The organism is Caulobacter sp. GW821-FHT10A06 (assembly GCF_059415805.1).
Map to the genome: position 1 here is coordinate 17,822 of NZ_JBWKNY010000002.1, position 12,618 is coordinate 30,439.

The following is a 12,618-nucleotide window of genomic DNA, read 5'->3' on the forward strand; positions in this document are numbered from 1 at the left end:
GGCAGGGAAAAGAACCATGGCAAAGAAAAGCGCCGTCAACCGCAACGAGGCCGTCAAGGCCCTCGTCAAGAAGTTCGCCGAGAAGCGCGCGTCGCTGAAGGCGATCGCCAACGACGAAAGCCTGCCGCTCGAGGAGCGTTTCGACGCTCGCCTCAAGCTCGCCAAGCTGCCGCGTAACAGCGCCGCGATCCGCATCCGCAATCGCTGCGAAGTCACGGGCCGTCCGCGCGCCTACTACCGCAAGCTGAAGATGAGCCGGATTGCGCTCCGCGAACTGGGTTCGCAGGGTCAGATCCCCGGCCTCGTCAAGTCGAGCTGGTAAGGACGATCAGATGTCGATGAACGATCCCCTGAGCGACCTGATCGCTCGCATCAAGAACGCCGCCACGCGCAAGCGCAACAAGGTCTCGACGCCGGCTTCCAAGCTGCGCGCCCGCGTCCTCGACGTGCTGGCCGATGAAGGCTACATCCGTGGCTACTCGCTGATCGAGAAGCCCGGTGCGTTCCCCGAATTCGAGATCGAGCTCAAGTACTTTGACGGTGAGCCCGTGATCGCCGAAATCAGCCGCGTGTCCAAGCCTGGCCGTCGCGTCTATTCGTCGATCAAGGACCTGAAGCCGATCAAGAACGGCCTGGGCATCTCGATCCTTTCGACGCCGAAGGGCGTCATGTCGGACACCGCTGCACGCGACGCTAACGTCGGCGGCGAAGTCCTCTGCCGCGTCTACTAGGCGCGGGAGGGAAAGAGCATGTCACGTATCGGTAAGAAAGCCGTCGCAATCCCCTCGGGCGTGCAAGTCACGCTCGCGGGTCAGACGGTCACGGTGAAGGGCCCCAAGGGTCAGTTGTCGTGGACCATCGCCGACGAAGTCGAAGTCAAGCAAGAGGGCGCTGAGCTCCTTCTGACTCCGCGCGTCGACACGAAGCGCGCCAAGGGCATGTGGGGCCTGTCCCGCACGCTGGTGGCCAACATGGTGCACGGTGTCACCGCCGGGTTCGAGGAAAGCCTCGAACTGGTCGGCGTTGGTTACCGCGCGGCCCTGAAGGGCACCGCCCTGAGCCTCCAGCTCGGTTTCAGCCACGATGTGGACGTTGAGGCTCCGGCCGGCGTCACCTTCGCTGTGCCGAAGCAGACCGAAATCAAGATCGCCGGCATTGATAAGCAGGTGGTCGGCGAGATTGCCGCGAAGATCCGCCGCATTCGTCCGCCCGAGCCGTACAAAGGCAAGGGTGTGCGTTATGCTGGCGAGAAGGTTCGCCGCAAGGAAGGCAAGAAGAAGTAAGCCATGGCGCTCTCTCCTCGTGAATCCGCGGCCAAGCGCGCGCAACGCACGCGTACCCGCCTCAAGAGCCTCGCCAATGGGCGTCCGCGCCTGTCGGTCTTCCGCTCGTCCAAGAACATCTACGCCCAGGTCATCGATGATGAACGCGGCGTGACCCTGGCGTCGGCTTCCACTCTGGAAGCCGAAGGCAAGGGCGCGGACAAGGATGCCGCTGCCGCTGTCGGCAAGCTCGTCGCCGAGCGCGCCATCGAAAAGGGCGTCAAGGACGTCGTCTTCGATCGTGGTGGTTACATCTTCCACGGCCGGGTGAAAGCCCTGGCCGACGCCGCGCGCGAAGCCGGCCTGAACTTCTAAGGGAACAGAAATGGCTCGTGGTGAACAACAGCGCGGTGAAGGCGGTCAACGCCGTGACCGTCGCGACCGCAACGCCCCCGAAGAGCGGGTCGACAGCGACATCGTCGAAAAGCTCGTCCACATCAACCGCGTCGCCGCCACCGTGAAGGGTGGCCGTCGCTTCAGCTTCGCTGCTCTGATGGTCGTTGGCGACCAAAAGGGCCGCGTCGGCTTCGGTCATGGCAAGGCGCGTGAAGTGCCGGAAGCCATCCGCAAGGCGACCGAAGAAGCCAAGAAGACGATGATCCGCGTCCCGCTGCGCGAATCCCGCACCCTGCACCACGATGGCGCTGGCCGTTGGGGCGCTGGCAAGGTGATGATGCGCGCGGCGCCTCCCGGCACCGGCGTCATCGCCGGCGGTCCGATGCGCGCGGTTCTCGAAACCCTGGGCGTCCAGGACGTCGTGGCCAAGTCGACGGGTTCCTCGAACCCGTACAACATGGTTCGCGCCACGTTCGAGGCCCTGAAGGTCCAGTCGTCGCCCCGCCAGATCGCCGCCAAGCGCGGCAAGAAGGTTGGCGACATCCTCGGCCGTCGCGCCGACGGCGCTTCGTCGCCGGAAGCCATCGAGGGCTAAGTCATGGCTGAAGCTAAGCAAGTCACGGTCCGCCAAACGGGCAGCCCGATCCGTCGTGAAAAGGACCAGCGCGCCACGCTCGCCGGTCTGGGTCTCAACAAGCTGGGCCGTACGTCCACGCTGGAAGACACCCCGTCGGTCCGCGGCATGATCCGCAAGGTCGCGCACCTGCTGGAAATCGTCGAGTAGTCCTTCTACACGACGACGGAATACGCCACCCCGGAGCAATCCGGGGTGGTTTTCGTTTGAAATCCCCCGATCGCTCGCTTTCGCCATTGAATTGCGAGCGGTTTTAGGGTTTTAAGCGCGCTCTATTTTTCAAAAGCCGAGTCCAGCCGCTGGCTGGGCGCAGATCTCCAAGGAGAGGCACATATGACCAAGCTGAACGAACTGGCCCCGCAGGAAGGCTCGACCAAGAACCGCATGCGCGTTGGCCGCGGTCCGGGTTCGGGCAAGGGCAAGACCGCCGGTCGCGGTGTGAAGGGCCAGAAGGCGCGCTCGGGCGTCGCCATCGCCGGCTTCGAAGGCGGTCAAATGCCGCTGCACATGCGTATGCCTAAGCGCGGCTTCAACAACCCCTTCCGCCTGGAGTTCGCCGAAGTGAACCTGTGGCGCCTGGAACAAGCCGTCGCCGCTGGCAAGTTCAAGGCCGGCGCCGAGCTGGGCGCTGCCGAACTGATCGCTGCTGGCGTGCTGCGTCGTGAACTGGACGGCGTGAAGCTGCTGGGCAAGGGCGAGATCAAGACCGCCCTGAAGCTGACCGTCTACTCGGCCACCGAAGCCGCCATCAAGGCCGTCGAGGCCGCTGGTGGTTCGGTCACCGTGACCAAGAAGGCCAAGGCGCAAGCCGAAGCCTAAGACCATATGTCATCCCGGTGAGCGCCAGGCGCTCGGCCGGGACTTTGTTTCGACCGGGATGACAGAAATAGGGGGCTCGCCGTGACAACACGGCGGGCCTCACCTATTTGTGGCGCTCTCCTCGGATCAGTCTGGTCCGAGAATCCAATTTCAGAGCGTGGTCGCCGCTTGAAAGCGGTTATCCATTTCCGGCAATCGCGCTCCTGAGTCGTGGGGATCTGAATGGCCTCGGCCGCCGAACAACTCGCAGCCAATATGAATTTCGCGTCGTTCCAAAAGGCGACCGAACTTCACAAGCGTATCTGGTTCACGATCATCGCGCTGGTGGTCTACCGCCTGGGTTCCTACGTCCCGATTCCGGGCGTCGACGTGAATGCGTTCTCGCGCCTGTTCAGCAACAATTCCGAGGGCATCCTCGGCATGTTCAACATGTTCTCGGGCGGCGCCGTCTCGCGGATGGCGATCTTCTCGCTGAACGTGATGCCGTACATCAGCGCCTCGATCATCGTGCAGCTGATGGGCTCGGTGTATCCGCCGTGGGAAAAGCTGAAGAAGGAAGGCGGGGAGGCGGGTCGCAAGACCCTCAACCAATACACCCGCTATCTGGCCGTCGTTCTGGCCATCGTGCAGTCGGCGTCGATCGCCATGGGCCTGCAGGCCCAACCCGGCGTGGTCGCCGGCGGCATCAGCCCGGCCTTCTTCGTCGTCTCGACGGTCGTCGTCCTGACGGGCGGCACCCTGTTCGTGATGTGGCTGGGTGAGCAGATCACCAGCCGCGGCGTTGGCAACGGCGTGTCCTTGATCATCTTCGCCGGCATCGTGGCCCACCTGCCGATCGCCATCGGCCAGCTGCTGGTCCAGTCGCAGACCTCGGGTAACTACACCCCGCTGTTCCTGATCCTGGTCGGTTGTATCGCCGCGATCCTGGCCATCGTGTTCATGGAGCGCTCGCAGCGCCGCCTGCTGGTCCACTATCCCAAGCGCCAGCAGGGCAACCGCATGATCGGCGGCGAAAGCTCGTTCATGCCGCTGAAGATCAACACCGCGGGCGTCATCCCGCCGATCTTCGCCTCGTCCCTGCTGCTGCTGCCGACGACCGCCCTGCAGTTCATCAACACCGCGACGCTGCCGCAGTGGGCCTCGTGGGTGCCCGGCGTGGCCGGCACGCTGCAGCACGGCCACCCGATGTTCCTGGTGTTCTACGCCCTGCTGATCATCTTCTTCTCGTTCTTCTACACCTCGGTGGTGTTCAATCCCGAGGAGACGGCCGAGAACCTGCGCAAGTACGGCGGCTTCCTGCCGGGCATCCGTCCGGGCAAGCGCACCGCCGAGTATCTGGACTACGTGCTGACCCGCCTGACCGTGATCGGCGCGGGCTACATCACCGCCGTCTGTATCGCGCCGGAATTCGTGATGATGGCGATCAAGTCGAACCAGTTCGCCCTGGGCGGCACCTCGATCCTGATCGTCGTGACGGTGACCATGGACACCGTGGCGCAGATCCAGTCGCACCTGCTGGCCCACCAGTACGAGGGTCTGATCAAGAAGTCGAAACTGCGCGGCGGTCGTAACCGCTAAGCGGGACTTCAATTTAATTAGAAGCGTCGGAAGCCGGTTTGTCACAAAACCGGCTTCCGTTTTCTTTCCCGGGGCTCTAGGTCTGCTTCGGGAGATCAGCCGGGCGTAGACTCGGCAGATGCGCGAAGGGGCTTAAATGAACTTGATCCTGTTCGGTCCGCCGGCGGCGGGGAAGGGCACCCAGGCTAAGCGCCTGGTCACCGAACGCGGCATGGTCCAGCTGTCGACCGGCGACATGCTGCGGGCCGCCATTGCCTCGGGCTCCGAGCTCGGTCAGCGCGTCAAGGGCGTGCTGGACCGCGGTGAGCTGGTCACCGACGAGATTGTCATCGCCCTGATCGAAGAACGCCTGCCTGAAGCCGAAGCGGCTGGCGGCGCGATCTTCGATGGTTTCCCGCGCACGGTCGCTCAGGCCGAAGCTCTGGATAAGATGTTGGCGGCCCGTGGACAGAAGATCGACTCTGTTCTCCGACTCAAGGTAGACGAGCCAGCCCTGATTGAGCGGATCAAGAAGCGATTCGAAGAACAGGGACGGCCGGACGACAATCCCGAAGTCTTCGTGACTCGCCTGGCCCAGTACAATGCCCAGACCGCGCCGCTGCTGCCTTACTATGAAGGGCAGGGGAAGCTTACGGAGCTGGACGGAATGGGTTCGGTCGAAGCCGTCGCCAGTTCCATCGACGAGGCCTTGAGCGTCGTCGCTTAAAGAAGCCCTGATTTACCGGATGTCCGGTGGATTCAGTTGTTGACGGAAGCGAAACGATCCCTATAACGGGGCGCTTCCGCGAAAGGGCGCGATCCGTGCGCGCCGGTTTGGTTCTCTGGACCTGGCCGGGCGCGCCGTTCGCGTCTTTAGTGCGTGACTAGGAGAACATTAGACGTGGCCCGTATCGCAGGCGTCAACATCCCGACGAACAAGCGCGTTCTGATCGCGCTTCAGTACATTCACGGCATCGGCCAGCGGTCGGCTCGTGAAATCATCACCAAGGTGGGCATCGAGGATGCGCGTCGGGTCAATCAACTGACCGACGCCGAAGTCCTGCAGATCCGCGAAACGATCGACCGCGACTATACCGTCGAGGGCGATCTGCGTCGCGAGAACTCGATGAACATCAAGCGTCTGATGGACCTGGCCTGCTATCGCGGTCTGCGTCACCGTAAGGGCCTGCCGGTCCGCGGTCAGCGCACCCACACGAACGCTCGTACCCGCAAGGGTCCGGCCAAGCCGATCGCCGGCAAGAAGAAATAAGGTAGCCTGACGATGGCCAAGGAACCGGGTCGCGTTAAAAAGCGCGAACGCAAGAACATCACCTCGGGCGTGGCGCACGTGAACGCCTCGTTCAACAACACCATGATCACCATCACCGACGCCCAGGGCAACACGATCTCGTGGTCCTCGGCCGGCATGATGGGCTTCAAGGGTTCGCGCAAGTCGACCCCGTACGCCGCTCAAATGGCTGCGGAAGACGCGGGCAAGAAGGCTGCTGAGCACGGCGTGAAGACCCTCGAGGTCAACGTGTCGGGTCCGGGTTCGGGCCGTGAATCGGCTCTGCGCGCGCTGCAAGCCGCGGGCATGACCATCACGACCATCCGCGACGTCACGCCGATCCCGCACAACGGCTGCCGTCCGCCCAAGCGTCGTCGCGTCTAGTACTTTTTAGACCACTAATCTCTTCGCCGGCTGCGCAAAAACGCGGCCGGCGAGCCGCGTTCAAGGGACCCGACCACGTGATCGAAAGAAACTGGAACGAACTGATCCGTCCTGAGAAGCCGCAAATCGAAACCGGCGCCGATGCGACCCGCAAGGCCCGTATCGTCGCTGAACCGCTCGAACGCGGTTTCGGCGTGACGCTGGGCAACGCCCTGCGCCGCGTTCTCCTCTCGTCGCTGCAAGGCGCCGCCGTCACCGCCATCCAGATCGATGGCGTGGTGCACGAATTCTCTTCGCTCGAAGGCGTTCGTGAGGACGTCGTCGACATCGTTCTGAACATCAAGCAACTGGCCGTGCGCATGCACGCCGAAGGTCCGAAGCGCATGACCCTGCGCGCCACGGGCCCCGGCCCGGTGACGGCTGGTCAGATCGAGACCCCGGCCGACATCGAAATCCTGAACCCCGACCACGTGCTCTGCACGCTGGACGACGGCGCTTCGGTGCGCATGGAGTTCACGGTCAACACCGGCAAGGGCTACGTCCCGGCCGACCGCAACCGTCCGGAAGACGCGCCGATCGGCCTCATCGCCGTCGACGCCCTGTACTCGCCGGTCAAGCGCGTCGCCTATCGCGTCGAGCCGACCCGTCAGGGCCAGTCGCTGGACTACGACAAGCTGATCCTGGAAGTGGAAACCAACGGCGCCGTCACTCCGGTGGACGCCGTGGCCTACGCCGCCCGGATCCTGCAGGACCAACTGCAGATCTTCATCACCTTCGAGGAACCGAAGGCCAAGTCGGCCGACGAGTCCAAGCCGGAACTGCCGTTCAACCCGGCCCTGCTGAAGAAGGTCGACGAGCTGGAACTGTCGGTCCGTTCGGCCAACTGCCTGAAGAACGACAACATCGTCTACATCGGCGACCTGATCCAGAAGACCGAAGCCGAGATGCTCCGCACCCCGAACTTCGGCCGCAAGTCGCTGAACGAGATCAAGGAAGTTCTCGCCGGCATGGGCCTGCACCTCGGCATGGACGTGCCGAACTGGCCGCCGGAGAACATCGAAGACCTGGCCAAGAAGTTCGAAGACCAAATCTAAGACTTCTTCGCTACCGCGCTTAATCCGGGCCGCTTCTTTTACGGAAGCGGCCTGGGCCTTTTGAAGCCGCATCCGCGGTGGAGGGCCCCGGCGCCTCGCTCTGACCCGGTCGGGAAAGACCAGGATTGGTGACAATCAGGCGCTCCTTGTCAGGACGCCGCTCGGGCTAGATGCCCAGGAGATAGAAAATGCGTCACGGTAAGGCTCACCGTAAACTCGGCCGCACCTCGGCTCACCGCACCGCCATGTTCGCTAACATGTCGGCCTCGTTGATCAAGCACGAGCAGATCGTCACCACCCTGCCCAAGGCCAAGGAACTGCGTCCGATCGTCGAAAAGCTGGTCACCCTGGCCAAGCGCGGCGACCTGCACGCGCGTCGTCAGGCCATCAGCTCGGTTCGCGACGTCGAACAAGTCGGCAAGCTCTTCGCGGTTCTCGGCCCGCGCTACAAGGACCGTCAGGGCGGCTACATCCGCGTCCTGAAGGCCGGCTTCCGCTACGGCGACAACGCCCCGCTGGCCGTCATCGAGTTCGTCGAGCGCGACGTCTCGGAAAAGGGCAAGGACTCGGGTCCGGTCTTCACGAACGACGCCGAAGACTAAGATTTTCAGGTTCGCCTGAACGCAGAGGCCCCGGAGCGATCCGGGGCCTTTTTCGTTGCGTCGAGCACGATGAGAAGTCCTTGGGCCAGGAGCCCGACCAGGACTCCCATCACGATCAGGGTCGAGACCTCCAGGATCCCGGGGGCGATCTGTTTGGCGGTGAGATCTTGGGGCAGCTTCAGGATCGTGCGCGCCATGTGGAAGCTGTTCATGCCGCCCATTAGCAGGCCCAGCAGCGGTCCGGCCAGGCGCAGCTCGGCCAGCGCTCGGCGTTGCGCGAGAACAGCCAGGGCAGGGGCCAGCAGCAAGGCGGCGGCCAGGACGATGAAGACACATTTCTGGGGCGTCGCCGCGCTGGCGAATACCGACTGGAGCACTGGGATCAAGTTTCATCCGCCGCCTGGGATGTGAAACTACGCGCGTAATCCTTATGGTCAAATACCTCGGACGTCTAAGGCCGCTTGCACGCCCGTGTGGAAATCGACGCGACATAGTCGGCCGCCGGCTGCAGGCCCGTGGACGCGCGGCGCTGGTCCAGGTGGGCGGGGTCCTCGGTCTCGAAGGCCGTCCAGACGTTCCCGCCGTTGCAGCTTCCCTGGCTGCCGTAGCGCTGCGGGCGCTTCTGGGCGACGGCGACGCGGTCGTAGAGCATGGCGTAGCCTGCTGGTCGCGTCTCGCCCTTCAAGGCCAGCTTCTCCAGCAGAGGCAGGACCTCGGCCTGGAAGTCGGGATCGCGGTCGGCGTGCTGCACCAACAGAAACGCGGCGCTGTCAGCTTCCTTGCCGTACTCGCCGATGGTGAACCAGCCGTGGGTCTTGAGCCGCGCCTTCAGCCAGGCGGTGTTGCCTTCGTCCACCCCGCAGCCGTCCCGCAAGACCACCACATAGGCATAGTTCAGGGCGAGGTCGGACAGGCCCGTCGCCCAGTCCTTGCCGGTCATGCGAGCGATGCCTTGATAGCGGATCAGCTGATCCTTGGCGACGCGCCGGTAAAGTTCCGCCACGTCCGGCGACGAAGCTTGGCTGGCCAACCTGGCCAAGCGCGAAGGCCCGTCATACGGCGCGGGAACTTCGCGGCCGGCCAGGGTGTCGTCGCGCGTCTTGGCGGCCGAAGCGATCGCCGCCTGGGCCGCCGCGAGGTCGGCGTCGGGCGTGGCCGAGGACTGCTTGAGCTTGAGCAACGCATTCTCGCGCAGTTCGGCGCCACAAGGATCGAACCGCGCCACGCCTTGGGCGTGGGCCGACGTCGCGCCGAGGACGCAGGCGAGGGCGGCGGCGAGGAACAATGGCGAAGCTTTCATGCCGCCAAGCTTGTCCGCTTTTACGGCGAAGTTGTGTTCCTGGCGGCCTGGATCCTGAGGTGGAGTATTGGCCTTTCGCACCCGGTGCAGCCACACTTGCTAACATTTGCGTATGTCACGAAAGCGCTGCGAGAACGTCGTTCTTCCGTGGCTGGATGCGGACCTCTTCCACGAGCCGGGACGGGGGAAACGTGCTCCAGTTTGGAAAGAAGGCGGCCAAGGCCGCGCCGCTGCCAGCGTTCGTCGCGGACGCTCCCGAGCCAGATCAGGCGCTTTGGCGGCTGATCGAGGGCAATGCGGCCTTCGTCGAGGGGCGGGGCGCGCCCGTCAACACCCGCGATCACCTGAAGAAGCTGGCCGAGGCTCAGCACCCGTTCGCGATCATCGTGGGCTGCGCCGACAGCCGGGTTTCGGCGCAACTGCTGTTCAATCAGCGGCTGGGTGAACTGTTCGTGGTGCGGCTGGCGGGCAACACCGTGGACCGCGTGGCCCTGGGCTCGATCGCCTACGGGGCCTCGGTCCTGGGGTGCAGCCTGATCGTCGTGCTGGGTCACGCCAAGTGCGGGGCGGTCACCGCGGCGGTCGAGATGGTCGAGCGTGGCGCGAACTATTCCGGCGCGATCGCCGAGATGGTCCTGCCGATCGTGCCGGCCGTGATCGCCGCCAAGACCACCAAGCCCCGTGATCTCGTCGACGCCTCGGTGCGCGAGAACGTTCGGCGGGTCGCCGACGGCCTGCGCCGGTCCGACCTCGCCATCGTCGAGGCGCTGGAGGAAGGGCGGCTTAAGATCGTCGGCGCCCACTACGAGCTGACGACGGGCGAGGTGGAGTTCTTCGCTTAGCTCTTGGGCCTAACCCTTGGGCGCGACAGGCCGCGCCGGGTTGCCGACCACGGTCGCGCCCGGCGCCACGTCGCGGGTGACGACCGCGCCGGCTCCGATCACGGCGTCGTCGCCGATGGTCACGCCGGGCAGGATGATCGCCCCACCGCCGATCCAGACATTGGCGCCGATGTGGATTGGCTTGCCCGACTCCTGGCCCGTGCGGCGCAGGGCCGGATCACGCGGGTGGTCGGCGGTCAGGATCTGGACGCCCGGACCGATGGCCGTGGCCTCGCCGATCGTGACCTCGGCGACGTCCAGGATCACGCAGTTGAAGTTCATGAACACGCGGTCGCCGAGCCGGATATTGTAGCCGTAGTCGACGAAGAACGGCGCGCGGACGGCGACGTTCTCGCCCACCGCGCCCAGGCCTTGGGCCAGCAGCAGCGGGCGCTCGTCCAGGCCTGAGGCGTTGTAGCGGTCCATCCAGGTCTGGGCCACGCGCTGGTCGGCCTGCAGCTCGGCGTCGACGACATAAAGTTCGCCGGCCAGCATCCGTTGCTTCTGGGTCTTCACGCGACAACTACTCCTTGGTCAGGTCCTGGCGGCGGAACAGGAACACCGCCGCGGCGGCCAGGGCTATGGTCCATGCAACCAGGGCCGCCAGGGCCGCGCCGGCCGAGCCGCTGGCGGCGCCCAGCTGGGTGGGATCCAGCAGGCTGGCGCGCAGCAGGTCGGCGTCGAACACCGGCAGGGTCAAAAGCTTCCAGCTGGGCTGGCCCTGTTCCATCAGGCGCAGGGTGCTGGCCAGGATGGTCTGGATGAACCGCGCGCCCAGGCAGACGATCACCACGCCCATGGTCGAGCGCGAGATGACGCCAACCAGGGCCGCCAGCGCCGCCAGGGTCATAGCCTCCAGCCAGGTGATGGCCAGCACACCCAGCACGTCGAAGCCGTTGGCCCCGAACATCGAGCCGGTGAAGGTCTTGCCGTTGATGGCCGCGCCGATCACGGCGGCGAAGACCGACAGGATGGCGGTCAGGACGAGGCTCCAGAACACCGCCTCGCCGACGACCAGCAGCTTGGCCAGCAGCAGGTTCTGACGGGTGTTGCGCGGGGTCAGCAGCCGCCAGGTCTCCCAGCGATAGTCGCCGGCCAGCACGGCCGCCGCGCCGATCATCAGGAACAGGGCGTCGAAGGTGCCCGCGCCGCTGGACAGCGCCTTGATGACCTGGTCGACCAGGCCGATCCCCAGGCCGGGCATCGGCTTCTTGATCATGAAGCGCAGGAAGAGGTCGCCCCCCACGCTCATCATGAAGCCCACGATGGGGGCGAAACAGAAGCCCCAGAACAGGGCCGAGCGGTCGCGCAGCAGGCGGAAGCGTTCGGCGGCGATGGCGTCGGTGAGCATCAGGCGGCTCCCTGCTGGTCGAGAGTCCTGAGGTAGACGCCCTCGAGGTCGGCGTCGCGCCAGCGGGCCTCGGTGATCTCGACCCCGGCCTCGACCAGGGCGCGGATCAGGGCGGGAGCTTCCTCGCGGCGGATGTCGGCCAGGGCCGCGTCGGCGCCGTCGGCCACGCCCTTGGCGCCTAGCACGGCCAGAACCTGGGCGATGGGCGAGGCGGCGGTAATGCGCAGGCGGGCTTCGCCGGCGGTGAGGTCGGCCACGGCCCCTTCGGCCACGACCTTGCCCTTGGAGAGGATGGCGACCCGGTCGCAGACACGGCGCACCTCGTCCAGCTGATGGCTGGCCAGGATGACCGTGACGCCCTCGCGCTGGGCCAGGTCGACGATCAGGGCGCGGATCTCCTGGATGCCGGCCGGGTCCATGCCGCTGGTCGGCTCGTCCAGGATGACCAGTTCGGGCTTGGTGAAGAAGGCCGCGGCCAGGCCCAGGCGCTGCTTCATGCCGACCGAGTAGCCGCTGGTCGAGCGGTCGGCGGCGTGGGCGATGCCGACCCGCTCCAGCCAGCCGTCGATGTTGGGGTCCTTGAGCCCGCTCTCCAGAGCCAGCATCTTCAAGGTGTCGCGGCCGGTCAGATAGGCCGGGTAACGCGGCGTCTCGATCATCGAGCCGACCTTGCGTAGGGCGGTGATGTCGCCGGGGGCGGCGCCGGACAGGCGCACCGCGCCGCTGGTCGGACGGACCAGGCCCAGGGCGATGCGGAAGAGGGTGCTCTTGCCCGCGCCGTTGGGGCCCAGCACCCCGAACACGCCGCCGGCGGGAATGGCCAGGGAAAAGTCGTCGAGGGCGCGCACCGCCCCGTAGGTCTTGGTGAGGCGGTCGGCCTCGAGGGCGATCGACATGCGGGATTCCCGTGCGCCGAACGAGTCGGCTCGACGCGGGGACTATGGCGGCCCAGCGGGAATGCGCCAAGTTAAGAGCCGGTCATGCTCTAGCTGAACGCTGGTCGTCATATGGCTGCAATGTTGGACGCCGATCAGGGGTGAAATTCTGGTT

General features: G+C 65.2%; 19 protein-coding genes. 14 read left to right on the forward strand and 5 right to left on the reverse strand.

Annotated features, from left to right (window positions below; all coding sequences use genetic code 11):
- The first annotated feature begins 16 nt into the window (after positions 1-16).
- The 13 genes from rpsN to rplQ all read left to right on the forward strand — a co-directional run bounded on the left by rpsN (position 17) and on the right by rplQ (position 8,036).
- Positions 17-322 (forward strand): 30S ribosomal protein S14, encoded by a 306-nt coding sequence (gene rpsN / locus AC07NF_RS04080; protein WP_454715308.1) that lies wholly within the window; start codon positions 17-19, stop codon positions 320-322.
- Between the two features lie 10 nt (positions 323-332).
- Positions 333-731 carry a 30S ribosomal protein S8 gene (gene rpsH / locus AC07NF_RS04085; protein ID WP_099579526.1) on the forward strand — a complete coding sequence of 133 codons (399 nt, stop codon included), beginning with the start codon at positions 333-335 and terminating at the stop codon, positions 729-731.
- A gap of 18 nt (positions 732-749) precedes the next feature.
- Entirely contained in the window at positions 750-1,283 is a 534-nt protein-coding gene (gene rplF / locus AC07NF_RS04090; RefSeq protein WP_454715310.1) for a 50S ribosomal protein L6, read from the forward strand.
- Between the two features lie 3 nt (positions 1,284-1,286).
- Positions 1,287-1,637, forward strand: coding sequence for a 50S ribosomal protein L18 (rplR, locus tag AC07NF_RS04095; protein ID WP_172265558.1), 351 nt, complete (start codon positions 1,287-1,289; stop codon positions 1,635-1,637).
- A 10-nt stretch (positions 1,638-1,647) separates the two neighbouring features.
- A complete protein-coding gene (gene rpsE / locus AC07NF_RS04100) occupies positions 1,648-2,253 on the forward strand; it encodes a 30S ribosomal protein S5 (protein WP_096051657.1) in 606 nt (201 codons plus the stop codon).
- Between the two features lie 3 nt (positions 2,254-2,256).
- The gene (gene rpmD / locus AC07NF_RS04105) at positions 2,257-2,442 is read left to right on the forward strand and encodes a 50S ribosomal protein L30 (protein ID WP_099579521.1); all 186 of its coding nucleotides are present in this window, start codon (positions 2,257-2,259) and stop codon (positions 2,440-2,442) included.
- A 183-nt stretch (positions 2,443-2,625) separates the two neighbouring features.
- On the forward strand, positions 2,626-3,111 hold the full coding sequence (gene rplO, locus AC07NF_RS04110) for a 50S ribosomal protein L15 (RefSeq protein ID WP_492809544.1): 486 nt from the start codon (positions 2,626-2,628) through the stop codon (positions 3,109-3,111).
- A gap of 222 nt (positions 3,112-3,333) precedes the next feature.
- Positions 3,334-4,689 carry a preprotein translocase subunit SecY gene (secY, locus tag AC07NF_RS04115; RefSeq protein ID WP_492809546.1) on the forward strand — a complete coding sequence of 452 codons (1,356 nt, stop codon included), beginning with the start codon at positions 3,334-3,336 and terminating at the stop codon, positions 4,687-4,689.
- A 136-nt stretch (positions 4,690-4,825) separates the two neighbouring features.
- A complete protein-coding gene (locus AC07NF_RS04120; protein ID WP_492809548.1) occupies positions 4,826-5,395 on the forward strand; it encodes an adenylate kinase in 570 nt (189 codons plus the stop codon).
- Between the two features lie 174 nt (positions 5,396-5,569).
- Positions 5,570-5,938 carry a 30S ribosomal protein S13 gene (gene rpsM, locus AC07NF_RS04125; RefSeq protein WP_252634399.1) on the forward strand — a complete coding sequence of 123 codons (369 nt, stop codon included), beginning with the start codon at positions 5,570-5,572 and terminating at the stop codon, positions 5,936-5,938.
- Between the two features lie 12 nt (positions 5,939-5,950).
- Positions 5,951-6,340 (forward strand): 30S ribosomal protein S11, encoded by a 390-nt coding sequence (rpsK, locus tag AC07NF_RS04130; RefSeq protein WP_004616890.1) that lies wholly within the window; start codon positions 5,951-5,953, stop codon positions 6,338-6,340.
- Positions 6,341-6,417: 77 nt separating this feature from the next.
- On the forward strand, positions 6,418-7,434 hold the full coding sequence (locus AC07NF_RS04135) for a DNA-directed RNA polymerase subunit alpha (RefSeq protein WP_184720769.1): 1,017 nt from the start codon (positions 6,418-6,420) through the stop codon (positions 7,432-7,434).
- Positions 7,435-7,622: 188 nt separating this feature from the next.
- Positions 7,623-8,036 carry a 50S ribosomal protein L17 gene (gene rplQ / locus AC07NF_RS04140; RefSeq protein WP_295106236.1) on the forward strand — a complete coding sequence of 138 codons (414 nt, stop codon included), beginning with the start codon at positions 7,623-7,625 and terminating at the stop codon, positions 8,034-8,036.
- A 5-nt stretch (positions 8,037-8,041) separates the two neighbouring features.
- Here the strand turns inward: rplQ and AC07NF_RS04145 are convergent, their stop codons facing one another.
- A complete protein-coding gene (locus AC07NF_RS04145; RefSeq protein ID WP_494628687.1) occupies positions 8,042-8,413 on the reverse strand; it encodes a hypothetical protein in 372 nt (123 codons plus the stop codon).
- Between the two features lie 74 nt (positions 8,414-8,487).
- Positions 8,488-9,336, reverse strand: a complete 849-nt coding sequence (locus tag AC07NF_RS04150) for a DUF6624 domain-containing protein (protein WP_494628667.1) — start codon at positions 9,334-9,336, stop codon at positions 8,488-8,490.
- A 191-nt stretch (positions 9,337-9,527) separates the two neighbouring features.
- On the opposite strand from AC07NF_RS04150, the gene AC07NF_RS04155 reads away from it, so the two are divergent.
- On the forward strand, positions 9,528-10,178 hold the full coding sequence (locus AC07NF_RS04155; protein ID WP_494628666.1) for a carbonic anhydrase: 651 nt from the start codon (positions 9,528-9,530) through the stop codon (positions 10,176-10,178).
- 9 nt (positions 10,179-10,187) lie between these two features.
- On the opposite strand, the gene AC07NF_RS04160 is transcribed toward AC07NF_RS04155, so the two are convergent.
- Genes AC07NF_RS04160 through AC07NF_RS04170 form a run of 3 tightly spaced genes read right to left on the reverse strand, consistent with a single transcriptional unit; the run spans position 10,188 to position 12,464 of the window.
- The gene (locus AC07NF_RS04160) at positions 10,188-10,733 is read right to left on the reverse strand and encodes a sugar O-acetyltransferase (RefSeq protein ID WP_494628665.1); all 546 of its coding nucleotides are present in this window, start codon (positions 10,731-10,733) and stop codon (positions 10,188-10,190) included.
- 7 nt (positions 10,734-10,740) lie between these two features.
- Positions 10,741-11,568, reverse strand: coding sequence for a DUF2705 family protein (locus tag AC07NF_RS04165; RefSeq protein WP_492809555.1), 828 nt, complete (start codon positions 11,566-11,568; stop codon positions 10,741-10,743).
- Entirely contained in the window at positions 11,568-12,464 is an 897-nt protein-coding gene (locus tag AC07NF_RS04170; RefSeq protein WP_494628664.1) for an ABC transporter ATP-binding protein, read from the reverse strand. The genes AC07NF_RS04165 and AC07NF_RS04170 overlap by 1 nt, the downstream gene beginning before the upstream one ends.
- Between the last annotated feature and the right edge of the window lie 154 nt (positions 12,465-12,618).

Coding starts and splice junctions, on each gene's coding strand:
- rpsN (WP_454715308.1), top strand. CDS start 17: ATGGCAAAGAAAAGCGCCGTCAACCGCAACGAGGCCGTCAAGGCCCTC.
- rpsH (WP_099579526.1), top strand. CDS start 333: ATGTCGATGAACGATCCCCTGAGCGACCTGATCGCTCGCATCAAGAAC.
- rplF (WP_454715310.1), top strand. CDS start 750: ATGTCACGTATCGGTAAGAAAGCCGTCGCAATCCCCTCGGGCGTGCAA.
- rplR (WP_172265558.1), top strand. CDS start 1,287: ATGGCGCTCTCTCCTCGTGAATCCGCGGCCAAGCGCGCGCAACGCACG.
- rpsE (WP_096051657.1), top strand. CDS start 1,648: ATGGCTCGTGGTGAACAACAGCGCGGTGAAGGCGGTCAACGCCGTGAC.
- rpmD (WP_099579521.1), top strand. CDS start 2,257: ATGGCTGAAGCTAAGCAAGTCACGGTCCGCCAAACGGGCAGCCCGATC.
- rplO (WP_492809544.1), top strand. CDS start 2,626: ATGACCAAGCTGAACGAACTGGCCCCGCAGGAAGGCTCGACCAAGAAC.
- secY (WP_492809546.1), top strand. CDS start 3,334: ATGGCCTCGGCCGCCGAACAACTCGCAGCCAATATGAATTTCGCGTCG.
- AC07NF_RS04120 (WP_492809548.1), top strand. CDS start 4,826: ATGAACTTGATCCTGTTCGGTCCGCCGGCGGCGGGGAAGGGCACCCAG.
- rpsK (WP_004616890.1), top strand. CDS start 5,951: ATGGCCAAGGAACCGGGTCGCGTTAAAAAGCGCGAACGCAAGAACATC.
- rplQ (WP_295106236.1), top strand. CDS start 7,623: ATGCGTCACGGTAAGGCTCACCGTAAACTCGGCCGCACCTCGGCTCAC.
- AC07NF_RS04150 (WP_494628667.1), bottom strand. CDS start 9,336: ATGAAAGCTTCGCCATTGTTCCTCGCCGCCGCCCTCGCCTGCGTCCTC.
- AC07NF_RS04165 (WP_492809555.1), bottom strand. CDS start 11,568: ATGCTCACCGACGCCATCGCCGCCGAACGCTTCCGCCTGCTGCGCGAC.
- AC07NF_RS04170 (WP_494628664.1), bottom strand. CDS start 12,464: ATGTCGATCGCCCTCGAGGCCGACCGCCTCACCAAGACCTACGGGGCG.